Origin of the sequence: Gimesia alba (genome assembly GCF_007744675.1) — a bacterium.
GTDB classification, from domain to species: domain Bacteria; phylum Planctomycetota; class Planctomycetia; order Planctomycetales; family Planctomycetaceae; genus Gimesia; species Gimesia alba.
The window spans coordinates 6,112,304-6,134,163 of record NZ_CP036269.1 but is presented as its reverse complement, the minus strand read 5'-3'; the positions used below and the strand labels follow the sequence as shown (position 1 = coordinate 6,134,163).

The 21,860-nt window shown below is 50.1% G+C and carries 13 protein-coding genes; 8 read left to right on the top strand and 5 right to left on the bottom strand.

Annotated features, from left to right (window positions below):
* Positions 1–24 precede the first annotated feature (24 nt).
* The gene (serS, locus tag Pan241w_RS22705; protein ID WP_145220250.1) at positions 25–1,305 is read left to right on the top strand and encodes a serine--tRNA ligase; all 1,281 of its coding nucleotides are present in this window, start codon (positions 25–27) and stop codon (positions 1,303–1,305) included.
* Positions 1,306–1,614: 309 nt separating this feature from the next.
* Positions 1,615–4,752: a tetratricopeptide repeat protein gene (locus Pan241w_RS22700; protein ID WP_145220248.1), complete on the top strand. Its 3,138-nt coding sequence runs from the start codon at positions 1,615–1,617 to the stop codon at positions 4,750–4,752.
* Positions 4,753–4,774: 22 nt separating this feature from the next.
* Here the strand turns inward: Pan241w_RS22700 and Pan241w_RS22695 are convergent, their stop codons facing one another.
* The 3 genes from Pan241w_RS22695 to Pan241w_RS22685 all read right to left on the bottom strand — a co-directional run bounded on the left by Pan241w_RS22695 (position 4,775) and on the right by Pan241w_RS22685 (position 9,566).
* Positions 4,775–5,083, bottom strand: a complete 309-nt coding sequence (locus Pan241w_RS22695) for a putative quinol monooxygenase (RefSeq protein ID WP_145220246.1) — start codon at positions 5,081–5,083, stop codon at positions 4,775–4,777.
* 115 nt (positions 5,084–5,198) lie between these two features.
* Positions 5,199–5,591, bottom strand: coding sequence for a thioesterase family protein (locus Pan241w_RS22690; protein ID WP_145220244.1), 393 nt, complete (start codon positions 5,589–5,591; stop codon positions 5,199–5,201).
* A gap of 243 nt (positions 5,592–5,834) precedes the next feature.
* Entirely contained in the window at positions 5,835–9,566 is a 3,732-nt protein-coding gene (locus Pan241w_RS22685; RefSeq protein WP_145220242.1) for a S8 family serine peptidase, read from the bottom strand.
* A 367-nt stretch (positions 9,567–9,933) separates the two neighbouring features.
* On the opposite strand from Pan241w_RS22685, the gene Pan241w_RS22680 reads away from it, so the two are divergent.
* From Pan241w_RS22680 to Pan241w_RS22665, 4 genes are all read left to right on the top strand, one after another.
* A complete protein-coding gene (locus Pan241w_RS22680; protein WP_232107241.1) occupies positions 9,934–10,239 on the top strand; it encodes a hypothetical protein in 306 nt (101 codons plus the stop codon).
* A gap of 213 nt (positions 10,240–10,452) precedes the next feature.
* A complete protein-coding gene (locus Pan241w_RS22675) occupies positions 10,453–12,192 on the top strand; it encodes a SulP family inorganic anion transporter (RefSeq protein WP_145220238.1) in 1,740 nt (579 codons plus the stop codon).
* On the top strand, positions 12,192–13,310 hold the full coding sequence (locus tag Pan241w_RS22670; RefSeq protein ID WP_145220236.1) for a tRNA-queuosine alpha-mannosyltransferase domain-containing protein: 1,119 nt from the start codon (positions 12,192–12,194) through the stop codon (positions 13,308–13,310). Before Pan241w_RS22675 ends, Pan241w_RS22670 begins: the two co-directional genes overlap by 1 nt.
* A 406-nt stretch (positions 13,311–13,716) precedes the next feature.
* A complete protein-coding gene (locus Pan241w_RS22665; protein ID WP_145220234.1) occupies positions 13,717–14,361 on the top strand; it encodes a hypothetical protein in 645 nt (214 codons plus the stop codon).
* 35 nt (positions 14,362–14,396) lie between these two features.
* On the opposite strand, the gene Pan241w_RS22660 is transcribed toward Pan241w_RS22665, so the two are convergent.
* Together Pan241w_RS22660 and Pan241w_RS22655 are read right to left on the bottom strand one after the other, a co-directional pair.
* Positions 14,397–15,734: a replication-associated recombination protein A gene (locus tag Pan241w_RS22660; RefSeq protein WP_145220232.1), complete on the bottom strand. Its 1,338-nt coding sequence runs from the start codon at positions 15,732–15,734 to the stop codon at positions 14,397–14,399.
* Positions 15,735–16,016: 282 nt separating this feature from the next.
* Complete coding sequence (locus tag Pan241w_RS22655; RefSeq protein WP_232107240.1) at positions 16,017–19,361, bottom strand: PVC-type heme-binding CxxCH protein; 3,345 nt, start codon at positions 19,359–19,361, stop codon at positions 16,017–16,019.
* A gap of 320 nt (positions 19,362–19,681) precedes the next feature.
* Between Pan241w_RS22655 and Pan241w_RS22650 the strand changes: the two genes are divergently transcribed.
* Positions 19,682–20,962 (top strand): glucose-1-phosphate adenylyltransferase, encoded by a 1,281-nt coding sequence (locus tag Pan241w_RS22650; protein WP_145220230.1) that lies wholly within the window; start codon positions 19,682–19,684, stop codon positions 20,960–20,962.
* A 335-nt stretch (positions 20,963–21,297) separates the two neighbouring features.
* Complete coding sequence (locus tag Pan241w_RS22645) at positions 21,298–21,747, top strand: hypothetical protein (RefSeq protein WP_145220228.1); 450 nt, start codon at positions 21,298–21,300, stop codon at positions 21,745–21,747.
* Positions 21,748–21,860 lie beyond the last annotated feature (113 nt).

The window sequence follows — 21,860 nt, the reverse complement described above, 5'->3', positions numbered from 1 at the left end:
ACTGCACGGAGTAGTTGATTTCTTATGTTGGATTTGCAGTTCATTTGCGAGAATCAGGACGCCATCCTTGAAAATTGTCGCAATCGTGGGATTGAAGTAGACCTGGCACGACTGTCAAAACTGGATCAGCGTCGTCGCGAACTGATCGTTCAAGGCGACAAAGTACGGCAGGAACAGAAGTCGGTTTCCTCTCAAATTCCCAAAGCTGCAGACAACGATGCGAAACAGGCGTTGATCGCACAGGGAAAAGAACTACGCGAGCAGGTTTCTGCCCTCGATATTGAGCTGCGTGAAGTCGAAGCCGAATTGAAACAGGAACAGGCCCGTGTGCCGAATCTGGCGCATCCGGATGTGCCTGTCGGGAAAGAAGACAAAGCCAATACCGTCGTGCGGATGTCGGGTGAAAAACCGACGTTTGATTTCGAACCCCTCGATCATGTGGCGCTGGCTGAAAAGCACGACCTGATCGATTTTGAAGCAGGGACCCGCGTTGCCGGGCATGGGTTTTATTATCTGAAGAACGAAGCTGTTCTGCTGGAGATGGCCCTCTGTCAATATGCGATGCAGAAGCTGGTGCAGGAAGGCTTCATTCTGCACAGCACTCCCGACCTGGCCAAGAAAGAAATTCTGGAAGGAATCGGGTTTAATCCCCGCGGAGACGAGACGCAGATTTATTCTGTAGAGAATACGGATTTGAGTCTGGTGGCGACGGCCGAGATTACGCTGGGCGGATCGATGAAAGATCAGATCATGGACCGCGAAACGCTGCCGCTCAAGATTGCCGGTCTGTCACACTGTTTCCGCACCGAAGCGGGCGCGCACGGCAAAGCGACGCGTGGCATCTATCGCGTGCATCAGTTTACCAAAGTCGAAATGTTTGCCTTCACGGAACCAACTAACGCCGCCTCCGATGCGATGCACGAAGAAATCGTGCGGATCGAAGAAGAGATCTTCCAGGGGTTGGGCCTGCATTACCGTGTGGTTGATACCTGCACGGGCGATCTGGGGGCGCCCGCTTATCGGAAATACGATCTGGAAGCCTGGATGCCCGGCCGTGGTGAAGGGGGCGCGTATGGCGAAGTCACGTCTGCTTCGAACTGCACGGATTACCAGTCTCGACGCTTGGGGACTCGTTGTAAGACCAGCGGCCAGAAAGGAACCGAATTCGTGCATACTCTGAATGGAACGGCTGTTTCGATTGCACGGGCCATTATTGCGGTTCTGGAGAATTACCAGCAGGCAGACGGCACAATTCTGGTTCCCGAAGTTCTCCGCCCCTGGATTGGAAAAGACAAGATTGGGTAAAAAAGCCGATTTGGAACAAACGGTGTCTGATCAGATCTCGTAAAAGGGGAAGGGAAAGTTTGTGAAACACAACCATTCCCAGAGGAGAAGAGATCTTAGGGAGATGCTGAAGATTGCTGGTTTTCGCCCGTGTTCGGGCTGATTGTTGCGTTTCCAGAGCGATCTGGACGTAGTATAATCGACTGTTGGCCGCTACGAACTTGCGGAATCCGCGCTTACAGAACTCTCTGAGTGTTGACCCGCCCTAACAAGTCTCGGTGTGCTGTTCACTTTTGTTTTTCAACCCTGTTTCAGATTTTGAGAATTTCCGTGAATGATCATCCAGACAACGATTTGCCTGACGAGAACGCTCCCGATCAAAATGATTCCCAAGCGGATCAAAATCTGACTCCTGATGAGTCGCACAAAAAGCCGGATTCCACTCCCGGTTCAACCGATGCCGAACAGGAGAATCAGGCGAGCGAAGAGGGACTTCCCGAGTGGGAGCCACTCACGCCGGAACTGGTCGAAGATGAAGCGATTCGCGGTGACTTCATGTTACGCTGGGCTGCGATTCTACTGGCCTGTCTGTTTGCTGCGACATTCATTTCAGAAACACAAACACTGGTGCATGTCAAAACGGGCCAGTATCTGAGCAGCCATGGTTTCTGGCCGCCTGCGACGGATGTGTTTTCCTATACCGCCGCCGATCGCCCCTGGCAGAATAATGCGTGGTTGTTCGATTTATCGCTGGCAGCTGTATACGGCGTGCTCGGTGCGATGGGACTGACGTTATTCAAAATTCTGTTACTGGGCATTACGTTTTATGTGATCGTCCATCTTTGTCAGCGAGAGATTTCGACCTGGTGGGGGGCGATTCTGGCGGTACTGGCTTTGATCGCCTGTTTTCCACAACTGACGGTGACACCGGAAATCATCACCATTTTGGGACTTGTACTCACCCTGCGTTGCCTGCAATCCTGGCAGGAAAATAATTCCACCCGCGCCTTGTGGATGCTGGTGCCGCTGTTCTTAGTCTGGGCGAATTTTGATCCGCGGGTTTCGCTGGGAATCGTGTTGCTGCTGTTATATGCGTTAGGTGAGACAGTGGCTGCATTCATGGATCGGTCTGTATTGAATGACGACACCGACTATAAAGAACTGTGGCTGGTGCTGGGAGGCAGTCTGGTTGCGACCTTGCTGAACCCGACCGGCTGGCATTCACTGACCGCCGGTTTGAATTATTACCTGGTTGAATATCCTGTCATGCAGTCCATGTTTGTCGGGAAAGTAGGCCCGGAAGAACTGGGTTATTTCTCGATGACATCGCCTGTGTTCTGGGACTCATTGAATCATTATGCCGTGGCTGCGTTCATTTTGATTTTACTGACCTTTGTCAGTTTTGTGCTTAATCAGGCGAAGATGAGCTGGGGGCAGTTGTTTGTCTTTCTCGGATTTTGCGGTCTCTCCATCATGGCCAGCCATGAACTGGTATTGACCAGCGTTATCTGTGCGATTTTTGCCAATATGAACTTTCAGCTCTGGTATCGCGATAATTTTCGACAGACTTACAGCGTGGAGACGTCTGAGCTTTTGTTCTCTCGTGGCGGCCGGGCGTTGACGGTTTTAACCTTTTTTGCACTGGCTTATCTTGTTGTCTGTGGCCGCTTCCAGGGACAAGGGGCAACGCGGCACGCAGTGGGTATGGGATTCAGTCCCGCATTAACTCGTACGATTGAAGGTTACCAGAGTGCCCTGGCTGATTCTTTGGATGATCGCCCGTTTCATTTTGTTCTGGACCAGGGGGATCTGTTGATTTGGCTCGATCAGAAGTCATTCGTTGATCATCGGCTTTCACTGTTTGCCGGCAATGAAGAAGAGAGCCTGATCGATTTGCATGATAAAACGCGACGGGCTCTGCGGATGCAACGTGAAGATCAACTGGGAAGCGGAATTCCCGATGTCTGGAAAGAAACGTTTAATGAGTACCAGGTCACGCATGTGATCCCACGCTTGTCGGGAATGAATCCGGACTATCGGACGTTTTATGATTTACTGATGACGCCGGACTGGCAAATGACCGATTTGAATGCGGCGACCGCTGTCTTCTATCGAACGGATACGGATGACGCAGAGACAAAGTCCTATCTGACGTCTCATCAACTGGATTTCAGAAAACGCGCCTTTCAAGAACAAAAAGACTTTCCGGAAATCCGGACGGACTGGGCGCGGCCCAAATCATTCTACAGCCTCTATTTTCTGCCTCAAACCGAAACGCTGGAAAACGACGTGCAGACCGCGCGGCATTATCTGGGGCTGATGTCCCAGTCTGGAAATAATCACGAACTGGGCTCCTGCTTTGCGATTCTATCAATTCAACTGGCCAATCGTGGTCTGGTCGAGAATCCGAACAGTGCCGAAGCCTATCGCATTCTGGGGAGTGCCTATGGTTATCTGGCGGCTCTGGAAGCACAGCTAATGATCCCGCCGACGGCGCGAAATCAACAGAGGCAGACGTTACAAATTGACCGGATGCGATACTTTCAAATTCTGCATGCCTATCATCAGGCTTTAATTATCGAACCGGAATACGCGCCGACGCATCTGTTTCTGTTTGATCTTTATTCCAATATGGGGAAGGTGGATCTGGCTCATCGTGAATTGCAAACCTATCTGGCTATGGTTGAAGATCAGGAGCAACTGGAAGACGATGCTCTGGCACGATTGCGGGCTTATACGGATCATCTGGGAAAACTCAAAACGCAAATCGATCAGATCACACAGGAGCTGGATAAGCAGCAGTCCGATGGTGCCGACCTGATGCAGCTGGCAAGTCAGGCTTACCAGAATGGATACGTCCTACTGGCACAACGTTATCTGGATGATCCAGTTTACATTGCAAAAAATCCGTTGGCGCAAAATTTGAAAGCCACCGTTCTGATGGAAGTGGGACTTTCGGAAGAAGCAGACTCTCAGATGGCGCAATTGGAAGCGCTGGCACAAAATGATCCGCGGATTCCCTGGCGTTCGCAGGCTGCGTTTACGAATCTGGGAAATGGCAATTATCGAGGCAGCTTCGATCTGTGGCGTCAGGAACTCAGATCGTATGAAGAAGCACGCATTGCCGGCGTATTGCAGTCACTGCCATTGATTCAGCCACCATCGAACAGTTTCTGGCCCGCGCAACATACGGCCTCCGTCGCCAACTATCTGTATGGATTGTCGCAGCAGCAAACCCCGCTCAAAATGAACCTGGCCCGCTGTGAAATCGAAGCCGGTCAACCCGATCAGGCGATTGCCGTTTTACGAGAGATTATGGATGAACAACCGGAAACACCTTACCGGCCGCTCATCCGCTTTTATCTCTATCAATTAACGGGCGAGGTGATTCCACTTCAGGCAGAAGCACCGACCGGACAGACGGAACCGGAGCAAACCGAAGCCCCGCTGGTAGCTCCCAAGCCATAAGTTGGCATGGGAATCGAGCTGGTTAAGCTGGTTTCAGCACCTTGATGGTTGTGCCTTTGACCAGATCCGCGACCTGTTCCCGGTAGGTTGTCATGTGTGGTGCAACGAGGTGTGTTTTCAGTGCATCGACACTTTCCCATTTTTCCATGACGGTCACGATCTGGCTGCCATTTTTGACTTGTGCGGCGATGTCGGTATCTTCATCGATGGCAGGCCCGTATTCAATACAGCCTTCTTCGGCGAGAACTTGAGGCACCAGCTGGTGAAAGGCTTCCAGAAAAGCGGCCTGTTTTCCTTCGGCTAACTCAATATCTGCGATGACAAAAATCATGTTTCTTCTTTCTACTCAGGTTTCGATGATTGGGCCTGTCTCCAGGTTTACTAAAACGTCTCCGAAGCCCTCCAGCCCGAGTCGCATCGAATGAGAGTCGCTCTGGTTAGATGGATTACGATCCGGCCTGGAGCCGTTTGATTAACTGGCGGGCTTGAATGATGCGGCGGGAGTGTAGGCCTTTCGCGATTTTCTCATCCCCGGTATATGCTTCAACACTGAATCGATACACGGGCCCATCCTGATAGATGAGTCGTGCGGTACAATTCACGGTAGCACCGACGCGAGTGGGAGCCAAGTGCTCCACATCCACATGCGTGCCAACACTCAGGGACTTGTCATCAAGCCACGGTTCCAGGAATTGTAACGCAGCCTGTTCCAGAAACCAAATCAGTGACGGCGTCGAAAGCACAGAAATTTCTGCTTCCTGTGAAAACGTAATCGAGTGGCTTTTCTCCACTTCGAATGAAATCGTATTCGAAGATCCGATGCGTGGTGCCTGATCCATGTTGGGCAATCTCTATTCCAGGTAGCGTTTCTTAATTCGAATTGGTTTTTGTAAATGGGGAGAAACCGGGACTAACGCCCTTCGGCTAATAAGTCATTCCAGTTGGCAAAGTACCCAAAACAAGATCAGCCGCACGGCGTTAGCCGCGGTTAAAATCGACCTGGGTTAGGTTGCGGTCCTGGGAATCTTCTTCAAAACTAATAAATAAACACTACCTAGCCGGTGTCACGGTTGTCCACAGAACTATTGTGAAATTTCAATCGGGATCGATTTGGAAACTCGGGAGTCACTCGTCGAAATACTGAGTGTCGAGCGAATTAACTGTTTGGACAACGTGGATTTCACATCAGGCGTTACCGTCACAGGTAATGTGACTTTGATCTTAGAGACACCGCCGATTTTTGTGGGGATTTCCAGAGTTGCCTGCGACGAACTGGTGTTGTTGGTTTTCGCAGCAGAGGCATCGATCAGTTTCTGAGGCCCTTTGATTTTCAGAATGTAAACATCGGGTCTGCCGACAGACAGAATACTGAGTCCGACGGAACCTTCCATCTTCACGGGGATTCCCGGGAAATAGGCGTCTAATGTGATCGTCCCCTTACTGTGTTTTAAGCCTTCATCATAGGGGACGGTAAAGTAGGTATCGACGGCGGCGTACAGCGTTTCATAAGGTTTACCAGGTTCAGGGCGGGGGATATTGTTGAATGATTTTCCGCGTCCATAGAACGAACCTTTATATGCTTCCACCAGTTTCCCATCCGGACCCTTTTTATACAGGCGATGATCGATACGGCCTCGGAAGCCTTCGTATTTTTTATCATCGGGGGGAAACGTCAGTCGAATACTGGTTTTCTGGCTTTCGCCACTTTCCGGCCTCCATTCGGGAATATCCAGCTTTCGAAATGTGCGGTAGTTGGCCAGGATCGGAAAATTATCCTGTGGCACAACACGCGTGAGACCACCCAGACTGGCCGACATACTTCTGACCTGCCCAGAAGAATTGGAAAATGTAATCAGCTTTTCAGCTTCTTTTCCGGTATCAACGGTTGAGAGTGCCAGTTTATCCGTCGAGGCACGGAAACGCTGTGCTTCGATCAGCAGGTCGTATTTGGATTCATTGAGCCAGTTTCCGCTAAAAGTACTGACGACGACTTCGTGGATACCTTCTTCTTTTGTAGAAACGGTCAGGCTGGCGTTGGAACGGTCACCTCCCAGCTGTGATGTCTGTTGAATGACACGATAACCAATTTCCTCACCATCTGGATTAAACACACTCACCAGCAGACGACCGGAGCTATTGGCGACAAAGCCAAGCATGACCGTCAGGCTGCTGTCACGTCTGGTGACGGCAATCGGGTAACGGTGGTAGGCACCGGCAGAGATCGTTTTTTGTGGTACGACAAACGCGGCGATGCGTTCTGAGTCCTGTAATGCCAGACCGGGCAGGCTGACTTCTGTTTCCAGGTCCGATAATTCGATCGGTTTGTGAACAACGTCCAGAAAGCTGAATTCCCGTTCGCCATGCTGCGTTACGGTGTAATAAGCCAGATACGTTTTACCGGTTTCCATTAAATCGCGTTTGCGCGTGCTGTAGAAGAACGATTTACTGCTGTTGGACAGCACCAGTGAAATTTCATTTCCCTGTGCTTCTTCTTTACCGGGTAACGCAATGGAAAACGGAATTTTTTCTTTATTGCCGTTCACATCGAGAATCGTGACTGATCCATCACTGTCCTGAATTTCGACTTTTTCCAGTTTGATAATGGCAGGCGTATTTTTCAGCAGCAGGCTGCCGCGGTCAGAAACTTCGCCATCGATATTCAGGTCCAGGTCTACTTTTTTATGAGCGGCAATATTATTCGAACGGTCATACAGACGGTTATATTTGGAATAGTTGTTGATGCTGAATTCAGCGGACTGTTTTTTCGGATCCAGCGTTAATTTCGCCAGTCGCATGAACTCAGGGTAGGCTTTGTCGATGTCGATCAGGCCGGCTCCCTGCTGGGCATAAGTAAAGCCTGTCATCCGCATCGCGGAATTTTCCAGCGCGAGCCGCATGCTGAGTGCCAGTGAAGTCAGTGAATAGCGGCTGTCCGACGATTTCTTGCGAATCGCTTCGATTTTCTTCTGTTGCCGTTCCAGTACTTCGGCATAGTCTTTGTCCGCTTTCACCAGTGATAACATGGCGGCGGCGGCACCAGCGGCAATCGGCGACGACATACTGGTTCCGTTGAACATGCTTGACCCGTCGGAATTTAATGGTGTCGAAGAGAGTGCCGAACCGGGGGCGACCACATTGGGACGCATTTCTCCGGTGTAGGAAGGACCGAGTGAGGAAAAGTACAACAGGCCGTGCTCGGGAGCGTGAACTCCTTCGGCGAGACGGTAATGCTCTCTTAAAGTATTAGCTGAGACATGTGCACCGACAAAGACAGCCGGGCTTGATCCTGCCAGACCGTTAATGGTGCGATAGCCGGGCCCGTCGTTCGAAGCAGAGACAAAGAATGTGGTTCCAAACTTCGCCGACAGGTCCTGAATCAGAATGCTTAAAGGACGCTTGAGGTAACCTTCATGGCTGCCCAGTGAAATATTTACGACGTCTGGGACGTATCCTTCGGGGTTGAAGAACGCGGCGATAATGCCGCGCAGAATCGCCTGATCGGTACAGCTGCGTCCCGAACAGACTTTAATGGCCATCAATTCGGCTTTCGGGGCTGCCCCTTCAATTTGCAGTCCGCTTCCCGCAACAATCCCCGCGACGTGGGTTCCGTGCGATTGTTGATCGAAGGCGACCGTAATTTCCTTTACCTGCTTTTTCGCATCCGGACGGAAGAGCAAGGGGTACGCGATGCGTTTGGTGCGTGACGGAAATTCCAGCATGTTTTGATAGGAAACCTTCAGCCCGTCTTTCTGCATCTTGCGAGCGGTATTGAAGTCGATGATTGGTGTGTCCGCTTCTTCTTTGCTGAATTTTCCATCCATGTCCACATCGACGAAAGCCAGTGTATATTCTTTGGGTAAGTCATGGATTTCCAGATTCGGCTTCTGGGCTTCCAGCGGTGCTTCAGGATCTTTTGCTTTTTTCTCGGCGGCCGCTTTTTTCTTGTCTTCTTCTTTTTTCAGTACCGGGTTCGGAATTAAGCCGACGACGACGAGCAGCTTGTCGTCCTTGGTTCCATTGCGGTTGATATCAACACCCTCTTTTCCGAGTGTGGTCCAGATATCGCCTTGTTGAAAGCCGAGTTTTTTCTCGTCGATATAACCAGCGAAGACATATTCGTTTTCTTTAATCGTTTCGGGAAGCGTGATAAACTTACCATGTTCCAGTTCGAATTTCCCGTCCCGTTGTCTGACTTTGGTTAATGGTGTTCGTCCTTCGCGTGTGGCATCGTTCCAGAAAATCACACGATCTTGAAAGACGGGGTGGCTGGTATCGATGCCGGTATCGATAATGGCGACAATGGTACCTTCGCCGAGACCTTTGCCGGCCACTCGTTTTCGGAGTGCGGGAACCTTGATGTCATCCAGAGGAACGTACAGTGAATCAAAGTCAGGTTCAGGGGCTGCTTGAGGTTCGACTACGTTGGCTCCGTCTGCGGCAGGTTCGGGCGCTGCTTGAGGGGTGATTTTACCGGGTTTAATTTCTTCCATCACGCCGGAAGGAAGTTTCAGTGAATCAATGAATTTTTTATCGTTCAGCTTGCTTGGAGGAAGATTTACAACCAGGAAAGGAATGTCGTTGCCAATACCCAGGTTGGGATCGTAGACAATCTTTCCGCCCGCTTTCGTCACCAGCTTGGCAGTCCGTCGGACATCGTTCACTCTCAGTAAGAGTGTCAATTCGGGCGAGCAATCACATAATTCCTCTTTGAGTGATTGGGCAGCAACTCGATCCGTCGATTGGAACATGCTGCAGAGAATCACTGCTACAATCAAAGAACAACGTGTTCGACTTTGACGATTTAAAATATTCATCAGACCCTCAAGCTTTCGGGAATCAGGACGTAGAGCCCTGGTTTAATCTTTTAATGTGATCAGTTTGTTAGTCAGTGAGGCAGGAATCAATGCCGAGCAAAGTTCGACAGCGAGAATGCTATAAGCGGTAATTCTTTCCTATCAGACCATGCTTTAATATAAGACACATTTTGTAGAAGTTGTTTATATTCTCACATGAACATCACTGAATGTGAATACCAGAGAACAAGGAAAATACGATTTAGTAATGACTTGGAAAGTACTTAGGCCTTTCACCACTCAGGTATTTCTCTGGACATTTCCTTATTCTAGGTTAGTTCACAAACGGGTCATTGACAAAGTAAGAAACATAAAATACGATCTATATATGCTTCAGTACTCCCGCCAATCTCTGATGTTCATTTTCTGTACAGTGTTTCTGCTGGACATCGTATTTCTATTGGCCGGACCGGTTCTAGTGGATTCTGCGGAATCCAATCCTGACTGGCTCTATTCTGAATTTGAGCTGGAAGAAACTGAAGAGAGCGGTGAAGAGGAGCCTTTAATTCAGGATGCTTCGTTCCTGAGTGGGGTTTCGATCTCGAATTCGCTGATTCATTTCGTTGAATTCAGTGTCAAAGAATCGGATCACTATGAGATTCATGCTTCACGCGGCCCGCCTCGCGCCTGCTAATTAATGCTCGGTCTTTTTCCGGCATTCTCCTGCTTTTTGTATTCATCTTTTGCTGCGCTCGCAAATCACCGTTATTGATCAATGCTGTGTATTGGTATTGGTGAAACGACTGGTTCACCGTGTGTGATTCGCGTAGCTCTCCCGAGAATGCTGTTTCTCGTTCATTCATCCTGAGAGTTATTATTCAGGCACATTATATAATGGATCTCGTTCATGTCTCAAATTGATTCGAATCAACCCAAGTTTAACCTTAAGAGTTATCTTAACGATTTTAACCCCTGGCATAACATCAAAATTATGCATACCAATGTGCCGAACGATATCCTCGCAGGTATCACGGTTGCGGTCATCGCCATGCCGCTGGCTCTGGCATTTGGTGTCGCTTCCGGGCTGGGGGCAGAAGCAGGGATGTGGGCGGCCATCTGTGGTGGTATTCTGGTGGGGATCTTTGGAGGCTCCAATACCGGGGTGAGTGGTCCGACCGGACCGAAAGTCGTTCAGTTAGCGGCGATTATCGCTGCTACCAAGCTGGCAAGCGGTGAACCGGATATTGTGTTTGCCATGTCGATGGTCTTCTTGAGTGGTCTGGTCTGTATTGTGTTGGCGCTGATGAAAATCGGGCGGTTTATTTATTACACGCCCTATTCAGTGGTGTCAGGATTCATGTGCGGGATCGGCGTGATTATCATTCTGCTCGAAATTCCGCCAATGCTCGGATTCGCGACGCCCAACTCGGTGGTCGGCGCGATCAAGCAAATTCCCTATGACGTGATGCATGAGAAACCCCATGCGTTAATAGTGTCTCTGGCGACATTCTTCACGATTTTGCTCTGGCCCCGTGTGACCAAGAAACAATGGTTGCCTGCACCGCTTTTAGGTCTGATTGTTGGTACCAGTATTGCGCATCTCTTCAGTTTTAAAGATATTGAATATATCGGATCGATGCCTGTTGGCATGCCTCACCTGTACTGGCCTGATTTCACTCGCTTTGGTGAAATGGTCGGGGGTGCCTTCGCTTTGGCCGGGCTTTGTATTTTCGATTCACTGCTGACCTGTCTGGTCGCAGATAATATGACCAACGAGCGACATAACAGTGACCGCGAAATCTTCGGGCAGGGTATTGCCAACCTGGGTTGCGGAATTGTGGGTGGCGTAACAACCGCGACCGCCACCATGCGAACCGTGGCGAATATCAAGTGTGGTGGTAAAACCGGTCTGGCTTCGATTACGCATGGTCTGGTTCTGCTGGCATTGATGCTGGGACTGGCGCCGTACGCGAGCTATATTCCGATGGCCTGTCTGGCCGGGATTCTGCTTAAAGTAGGTATCGATATCATCGATTACCGCGTCTTGCCCGTTTTGCACCGCATGCCTTTTATGGATTCGATCTGTTTCTGGGCCGTGTTGGTTTTGACCATTTCTGTCGACTTGCTGGTGGCGATGGGCGTGGGGATTACGATTGCCTTCGTTCGGATCGTGCAGGAACTGGGACAGGCCTACGAACAGAATGTCGTGAGTCTGAATGAGATGGATCGAAAGTTACCATCCGACGTTTCGATGCCGGAAGAACTGAAAGAAAAAGTTCTTAAATTACGTCTGGAAGGGCCTCTGTTCTTTGGGGTCTCTGATACAATCTATCGTGCTTCATCGGCATTGGTCGATTATAAATATCTGATTATCCGCATGGCCCGTGTGCCGATGGCTGATATGTCGGGAACGTATTTACTCGATGATATTATCGAAAAAGCGCATAAACAGGGGGCCACGGTCTTCTTCACTGGGTTACGACCTCAGGTGGATCGGACTTTGACCCGTTTGCGTGTGATCGAAAAAGTGGGAAGGGAACATTGTCTGGAGACATTTAACGATGCCATCCTGAAAATACAGGAGCTCGAGTCCGATCTGGCTTCAGGCAAAACCAACATTGAAGAGGACAAACTGAGTCAAGTTTAATGCGAATTCTGGCAATCAATGCGTATCACGGCGGAAGTCATCGTGAATTCCTGGAGCAATGGATTTCGCATAGTTGTCACGAATTCAGTGTTTTTTCTCTACCGGCGCGACATTGGAAATGGAGAATGCAGCATGCAGCTGTGACTCTGGCGTCTGATGTCGAGGCTCGTTTTGAAGCGGGCCAGCGCTGGGACGTTTTGTTTGTTACCGATATGTTTGATCTGGCAACCTTTCTGGGGTTCGTGCGAGCAGAAATCGCGGCACTGCCCCGGATTGTTTATTTCCACGAAAATCAGTGGACGTATCCGGTTCCGGAAAATGAAACCCGCGATCTGACGTACGGTTTTATTAATCTGAAAACAGCGATTTCCGCCGATGAAATCTGGTTTAATTCCGACTTTCATCGGCGGGAATTCTTTCAGGCCTCTGTCGACTTCCTGAAACGCATGCCCGATTATTCTCTGCTGGATCTGCTTTCTTCTTGCGAGCAGAAGTCGTCTGTCGTACCGCCGGGGATTCAGCAGACCGAGTTTGAAGTCGAACGCCGGGGCGAACGGCCAATTCAAATTCTGTGGGTGGCTCGCTGGGAGTATGACAAGAACCCTCGCCAGTTCTGTGAAGCGATTGGTGAGTTGGCTCGGAAGGAGATTCCCTTTCGGTTGAGTGTGCTCGGCCAGACATCTCCTGAAATCCCTGACTGTTTTGAAGCGCTACGTGCCGCGTTTCCAGACCGTATCGATCATTGGGGATTTCGGGAGCGACGCTCCGACTACCTGCGGGCGCTGCAACAGGCGGATCTGGTGATTTCAACAGCCTGGCATGAGTTCTTCGGCATCTCCATTCTGGAAGCGGTCGACGCTGGCTGCATTCCCATTCTGCCTTCGCGCCTCGCGTATCCAGAAATATTTTCAAAAGTGACGGATTGTTTTTATGACGGCTCCACTGATTCGCTGGTGTCAAAAATCATCCAGTTTTCAAAATCGTTACAGGCCGACTCACTCGATCCAGTCTTGCGTGATCAATTAGAGCAAATCACGGCTCAATTCCATTGGTCCACTCATGTTATGCAGTTGGATCAGGGAGTGGAAAACTGCCGTCGTCGCTCGGACATTTCGTGATATCTGAACGTGTCGCCACCCTAAATATGAGCGGCCTCTACCTCGCAGAATCCGTACTGATGGTTTCAAAATTGCGATAACGCTTACAACAGGTCTGAATTTTGACGAAATGTAACGGTTGTATCAATCAGAGTCAGACTGACGATTACGTGATCTGCACGAACTATGTTTCGGTGAGTAATTTAGGCCCTGTTTTACAGTGCTGACAGAGAGTCATGCACTTTAATCAATCCACTAATTTTCGAAGTATTTTCAAAACTTTTTTATTGTGTTTGGGATACCTCTCTGGCAAAGTAATACCTGTCACTTACCAAGTGTAACTGATTTCATGACGGTGCCTGAAGGCATTTTTTAAGTACTGCATGAAGCATCTGAGATCTACAACTTTTGCCAAGCGATTATTAACATGCTTACAATTTCCAAAGACATTCTGCCTCAAACGTTTCTCAGTTATATCGCATTCCGGATTGCTTTCATGGATACTCTGGAGCGGATCGCTCTGGCGAAGCAGGTAGGCGACGACCCATTTGATTCATTTGGTTTTCTGACCGAAGTTCCTTTTTTACGCAGCGTGCCTCCGCACGTTCAACTGGATCTGCTGTCAGTGACCTGGGCCAAGCATCTGGCCAGTGAGCACGTCGAAGGCGACCTTGTTGATGAGAGTGTGGTTTATGCTGTCTGTGAAACAGCGGCCCGCATTATCGACGAACAACCGGATGAAGCACGTCGTTACCTGCAGGGGGGGCCGTTGGACGTGCACATCGCCGTTGATCATTTCCTTTCATCGGAAATTCGCAATCTGCATTTGAACCTGTCTAATGAAGGCGACTTTTTACTGATTAGTCAATTTCAGGATATGGCTCCAGAAGAAGCGCTGCCGATGAAAGAAGAATTTGGGATTCAAGAAGAAGCAATTGAGCCCATGTTCGATGTTTTGATGCAATGGTTCATGTCGGTTGATTTCATGCCGAACCTGGAAGGCTTATTGCAGGAACGGGAAGTCGCCAAGGCGATCACAATCGTCGGTTTGAAACAGCAGCCGCTGTGCTAGTAAAGTAAACTGACGACGATGCAACAGAGGGGGGATCAGGAACGGTTGTTATCATCCGTTCCTGTTTTTTTGCGCCGCTGCTTAAAGACTTCCAGCCGCTTGCGAATCGTGGCTTCAAAGCCCCGTTCAACCGGGCGATAGTATTCTTTCTCGACCCCCAGATAATCCTGATCGACCCAGCCCTCTTCGGATGCATGAGCGTACTGGTAACCTTCACCGTGCCCTAATTTCGCAGCACCGGGATAGTGACTGTCTTTCAAATGAATGGGGACGGGCAGCAACGATTTATTTCGCACATCACTGAGCGCCTCATCAATGGCGACGTACGAAGCATTCGATTTTGGTGCGGTGGCGATATAGGTGACCGCTTGTGCCAGTAAAATGCGGCCTTCCGGCATACCGATTTTTTCGACCGCGTCAAAGGCGGACATGGCCAGCATCAGAGCCGTCGGATCAGCGTTGCCAACGTCTTCCGAAGCCGCGATCACAATGCGGCGGGCGAGAAAACGGGGATCTTCGCCTGCTTCGATCATGCGTGCCAACCAGTATAAGGCAGCATCAGGATCACTGCCGCGCATGCTTTTGATCAGCGCACTGGCGGAATCGTAGTGCGAATCGCCGTCCTGATCGTATTGAATCGCTTTTTTCTGGATCGATTCCTGCGCGACTTCGAGATCGAAAACGCGATCACTGCCGTGAATCGAAAGCACGCCGATTTCCAACGCGTTTAACGAACGCCGCGCATCGCCGTCACAGACTTCGATCAGAAAATCAAGGGCTTCCGGCTCCACGGTCACTTTGTAGCGGCCGAGCCCTCGCTTTTCATCGCGGAGTGCCCGTTGCATCAGTGTCAGAATTTCGTCGGCAGTCAGCGGCTGAAATTCAAAGATCTGGCTGCGGCTGATGAGCGCCGAAACGAGTGAGAAAAACGGGTTTGATGTCGTCGCACCAATTAAAGAAACCACTCCCGATTCCACATCGGGCAAGAGGACATCCTGCTGGACCTTGCTGAAATGATGCAGCTCGTCGATGAACAAAATCGTCTGTTTGCCGCCGGTGGCCAATTCGTTGCGTGCCCGGTCGAGGGCGGCTCGGACCTCTTTGATCCCGGCAGATGCCGCGTTCAACGCTTCAAAACGGCGGTGGGACTGGCGAGCGATGAGTTCGGCGAGAGACGTCTTTCCGGTGCCAGGAGAACCGTAGAAAATCAGCGAGCCAATCCGATCTGCGGCCAGGATGCGGCGAAGTAACTTGCCCTCACCCAGAAAATGCTGCTGCCCGGCAAATTCTTCCAGCGAAGCGGGACGCATACGGGCTGCCAGCGGTTTGGCTTTTTCCAGATTACTGGCTTCCTGCTGGTCGAATAAGCCCATGAAAAAAACCTCCACCAAGTGATTCAGACGCGGGTATATTAGAACCCGTGATTGCAAAGTGGGGACCTGATAACCCGGGTTGTGTGAGCCGGATATACCGGATATACACGCAGCCGAATTTCGGGGGTCCCCAGTTTAATATTTGTAGGGTCAACTCACGATTTTGAATCAACAAGGCAGAGGCTTATTTCTCTGTTTCGTTATATCTTCATTTTAGCCAGCAGTCCCACGCAAAACAAGGAGGCGATTTTATAAATATATTTCTGCAGAAACAACCAACGATCAACCTTCATGTTTGTTGGAAGTCGCTTTCTTTTTTTGTTTCTGACGACTCAGAAATTCCACCAGATCGCGCAAATCGTCTTTGCTGAGCTGTTTGACGATCTCTTCGGGCATGGCTGATTTTCCTGATGCCCGTTCGTCGATGTCTTCCTTCAACACGCGACTGATCGTCCCTTTCGCATCCATTAACACGATTACTTTATCATCCTCTTTTCGCACGATGCCTACCAGAACTTTGCCGTCCAGAGTGGCCAGCACTGCTGTTTCGAATCCCTTGGCGATGGCTTTATTCGGCGCTACGATTGCTTCCAGCAGATACCGCCGGTCTTTATCGATGCCGATCCCGGACAAATCGGGGCCAACTTCACCACCGTTATTTTTGATCATATGACAACGGCGGCATGATGTGTCGCTCCGTCCATAAAAGATCTCGCGACCGCGGGCTGCATTGCCGCCGGACAGCGTTTCAATATAACCGCTGATCGCATCATCTTTGGGCCGGCTCTGATCAAAGGCTACGAGCAGTTGATCCAGCTCGGGAGTCTGTTTCTGCCTGGCTGCTTTGAGTAAATCGAGTTGTATCTCGGCTGGCACCTCGCCTTTGGCAAGTCGCTGCATCCAGCGCACTAAAATCTCTGTCACTGCGGGGAGTTTCATTTCGGTCAAGGTCGCGATGGCGCCCTGTTTTTCGGATGTCTGGCCTTTTTCAATGGCCTGTTCCAGCTCTGGGAGGGCCGCTTCCGGCTGATGTCGAGCCAGTACGTTTCTGCCGGTCACTCGCAGGGCTGCTTTTTTGTCTTTGATCGCGGTTTTGGCGACGTCGGTAATACTGGAATATCCCAGTTTATCCAAGGCTTTCAAAGAGGCGACACGCACATCCACCGGGCGTTTGGTATCGGCGACCATTTTTGCCAGCATCGGAGCCGCTGCTTTGATGCCGTATTTCTCAGCCAGTCCCGTGCCCGCGGTTTTGACCTTCTCGGAACTCTGAAACAGATCTGGTACAATGGGGCCGACAATGCCGGTCAGTTCGATGGGTTTTCGGTTTTCAATCGGCTGCCAGCGTCCCAGTACTCGATCGAGTGGGGAAGGCTCGTTCCATTGGCTCAGTTCTTCAATCGCTTCCAGACGGAGTGCTTCCGGAACTTTACTGTCGGCGGCGATTTTTGCGACCGCGGCCGCATTCTCGGCACCACCCAGACGGAAGTTCGCATTCATCACGCGGCGTAATAACGCTTCGGACTGATCGGGGCGAATCGAAACGGCAGCCAAATCAGAAACCGCGCCGGGAATGGGGGCGTCGTTAATCGCACGAGCTGCTTCCAACACAACAAGCGGGTCAGAATCCTGCAGGAACAGACCCACCTCTTTGCGTTTCAGACGACGGAGCGCCACGACGGCTCCCAGTCGTATGGCCGCTGATTCATTATTCGCGGCGGCAATCAACTGTTCGGCGTCTCCGATTCGTGCCAACGCTAGAATCGCCGCGTGTCGCAGCATCGGGTCGTCATTGTTATTTTTCTTGAGCAGATCAAATAACGCGGGAATCGCATCGGCGGCTTCGAGATTTCCCAGTGCCACCGTAGCGAAATATTGCACGCGGGCGTTGGGATCGGAAACCAGTTCGATGAGAGCCGGCACGGCGGCTTTGAAATCTGCTTCGCCGATCACTTTTGCGGTCTGCCCGCGGACTTCGCCGTCGGCGTCTTTCAGCAGGCTTTGAATGCCGGAAACGTCGGATGAGGTTTTGCGACCCAGTTGACCGATGCCCCAGATGGCATGCAGGCGGGCAAGCTGATCTTTCGAATCGAGGGCCACACTCTGTAATGCTTCTAAGGCGCCTTCATCGACGAGAGCAAACTGCGCTTCCATGCGAATGCGTTGATCGGGGTGTGACAGCAGCTTCGTTAATTCTTTGATGGAACGTTGGGAGAAGCCCTCTTTCATCAGTTCGGCGGAATGTGCGGCTTTGGCAGCTTTCGCATGTTCGGTATCGGTGAACTCGTAGATCCGGCCTTTGCCCAGTCCGTTCCAGCCATTCACCCAGTCGCTCACATACAGACTGCCGTCGTAGCCGAAGTCGACATCGGTAGCCAGAATCTGCCAGATGAATTCATGCGAATCGGTCAGTTCGAAGGACGCCCCTTTCGGTTTCACAGCAAAGGATCGAATTCCACTGCGGGAAGGTGTGCCGCGGAAGTCGGCCAGGAAGAAGTGATCTTTGTAGCGATCCGACAAACCGACGCCCGGATAATGCACAAGCCCGGAAGGACCGTCGGCAAGATTGATCACGGGGGGAACCATGTAAGCGGGTTGTCCTTTGTGGGCAGGGTGCCAGATTTTTTCCCGGTTGAAGGGACCACGATCGCTGAGGTATTGATAATACATCCGCCAGCCGGTGTCGCCTCCTTCGACCACATACACCCAGCGGGCTTTGTCGCCGCTATCCGAATTGTTATCGCCGGTGAAGAGATTGCCATAATCGTCAAACGTCAATTCCTGCGGGTTTCGCAAGCCGTAAGCGAATTCTTCCAGCTCGGTGCCATCGAGATTACAACGGAAGACGGCTCCCGTATCGGGTCGGAACAGGTGCTTGCCTTCTTTGGTTTTGATGTTGTATCCGCGGTCGCCGATGCTGAAATAGAGGCGTCCGTCAGGGCCGAGCTTCAAGCCGTGCAGGTCATGACCGCGAAAGGCAACACGGATACCGTAACCGCTACTCAACTTTTCCCGCAGCGTCGCTTTGCCTTCGTGGGCGGTGTCGCTGAGTTTCCAGACATGCGGAATGCACGTGTAGTAGACGTATCCGCCGCGGGCCAGAATCCCGGCGCCGGTACCTTCCAGAATGCCGTTGAATCCGTCGGCGAAGACACTCGCATGGTCGGCTTTGCCGTCATGGTCCCGGTCTTCCACCAGGCGGATGCGATCGTGTTCGCGTGCGTATTCTTTGACTCCCTCTTTGAGATGTTTCTTGAAGAAAGCCAGGCGATCTTCAAGCGTTTCGGCAGCCAGATCGTCGTGCAGCCAGTTCATGTGGCCGCGATTGTCTTCCACGCCTTTTCCCTGTCGGAATGTTTCTGCAACATAAAACCGGCCCTGCTCGTCGATACAGAATGCCACCGGATTTGCCAGCAAGGGTTCTGCTGCAAACAGGCTGACCGTCATCCCCTTCGGCACACGAAAACCCTGAATCGCTTGCTCACCTTCTTTGGATGCTTCGGCGATCGCAGGTGTGTAAGGCGTTTCTGCAAAACTGGATTGCATACCGAAAAGCGAGAGCAGACAAACCGTAGCGACAGGGACGCGTATCAACGACGACAATTTCAGACAGTGGACAGGAAACAAGGTAGCACTCCTCGGCGAGACAAATGATGCATCAAAATGAGTATAGATGGAGAATTTATCATATCTTAACGCTGGCGATAAGCAGTTCACAGCCTGGAATTCTCCTAATTTGCCTGATCAATACAGATTTGATTTCGACTGAGAATTTTTCATGAGCCAGTGGAGTACAGGTCTTTATAAACTGGTTTGCATGTTGAAAATTAAGTAACATGAAACAAATACAGAAGAGAATTACCAACGGGCAGGCTGTTCATTAAGTTTGCTTAGAAAAATGTACGAACTCACGTTATCAGTGCGTTGCACTAGAATCAGGTTACTTTATGAAAAATGTCGTCAGCCTCATCCTGGGGGGAGGAAAGGGCACACGTCTGTTTCCGCTTACACAGTTTCGTTCTAAACCCGCGGTTCCTCTGGCGGGAAAATATCGGTTGATTGATATTCCGATTTCGAACTGTATTAATAGCGAACTGAGTCGTATTTACTTGATCACGCAGTTCAACTCGGTCAGTCTGCACCGTCATATTCGCCAGACCTACAAGTTCGATTCCTTTGGTGGCGGCTTTGTGGAAATTCTGGCCGCACAGCAGACGATGGAAGGGACTGACTGGTATCAGGGGACGGCTGACGCGGTCCGCAAAAATATCCGCTGCATCGAACAGTCGGACATTGATTACGTTCTGATCCTATCCGGCGATCAGCTCTATCGCATGGATTATCTGGAAATGCTGCAGACACACATCGACTCGAAGGCCGATGTGACGATCGCCACGGTGCCTCTCTCCAGCGAGCAGGCTTCCGCATTCGGCATTATGAAAGTGAACGATGCAGGACGCGTGGAAAGCTTCCTGGAAAAACCACAGACAGAAGAAGAGCTGGCTATGGTTCGCACACCGTCGGAATGGATCGATCAGCAGGGTATCGAAAGCCGGGGCCGCGACTGTCTGGCCAGTATGGGCATCTACCTGTTTAATCGCGATCTGCTGGTGGATCTGTTGAAGAAAACCGATTACGAAGACTTCGGTAAAGAAATCTTTCCGATGTCGATTCGCACGCACAAGGTCCACGCGCATCTGTTCGATGGCTACTGGGAAGACATCGGGACGATCCGTTCGTTCTTTGATGCGAACCTGGCGCTGACGCATCCCGATCCGCCCTTCGATTTTGTCGTCGAGAAGGCGCCCATCTATTCGCGTCCCCGCTTCCTGCCACCGACGCGCTGCGAAGGCACCAACATCAAACGCAGTCTGATCGCCGATGGTTGTGAAATTGATGAAGGAGCCGTGATTGAAAACAGCGTGATCGGCCTGCGCTGCCGTATCGGCAAGAACGTGACGATTAAAAATTCAATCGTGATGGGAGCCGACTTTTATCAGGACCAGTGTAAAGAAACCGCGGATGACGGTCTGCCTCCCTTTGGCATCGATGAGGGTGCTTATATCGACGGGGCCATTGTCGATAAAAACTGCCGGGTCGGCAAAAACGTCCGCATCGAACTCAACGGCCACACCGAACAGGACTTCGACCACAGCGATGTCCTGATCCGCGACGGAATTATCGTCGTACCGAAAGGGACTGTGCTGGCAGACGGGTGGAAACTGTAATACACCGATCATCAAATATGAACACTCAGAAAGGCAGTCCTTCGGGGCTGCCTTTTTTTTCATAGTTAATGTTAGATGCAAATTCTGACTATATTCAATCTAATTTTCATAAGACGGCTTGAGGCAACGTTTGTAATCTAAATTGAAAATTGTGAATAAATGAAAATAGTAGTACTCAATGTAATATGCGGGCTTGTACTTTAATATTTAAATGATGGATTCTTTTGTTCATATTAGGTATTTTATCTATACCTAATATAGAGAAACTAATTTCTGCATCTCTTTAAAGTCTGTAATTACAATAAAACGCTTATTATTACGAGTTAAAAGATCTTATGGGCAAGAGAAAACAAAATAAAACTCGAAAGTTAAGAACGAAATCGAAAAATAAAAACAAGACTAATTCTCTGAAAAACAAATCTCATCAATATATTGATGGGCTACTTAAAGGTTTTTCTAATAAGGATATTGATACAGAAGATCTGAAAAGCGAATCTCCTCAGGTCATTTCATATGTTTTGAAACGAGCCCCTCGACTGCCACATGTTAGTAAAAAATTATATGGTATTCCTTTTCCCTCTAACTTAAATGAATTCCTTCCAGTTCTACCAACAAATGATGCACTAAGCTTGTCGAATGAGTTAACTTGGACTGCAATAGGACTAAAAGTGTGGCAGAATGAAATTAACTCTTTTCTTCAAGAGAAAAAACAATTTGAGGTAGCAATAGTTTCAGGTGACCTGAACTTAGCTGAGAATTTACTAAAATATCAAACAAAACTTTAAGGCATCTCTTTGGGCTTCTGAATCGGCCATTCTATTAGCAGAATTACATAGTGGAATAAAAAGTAATAGGGTAGAACTTCAGTCAGCATTAAATTCCACTGATGATTATTTTG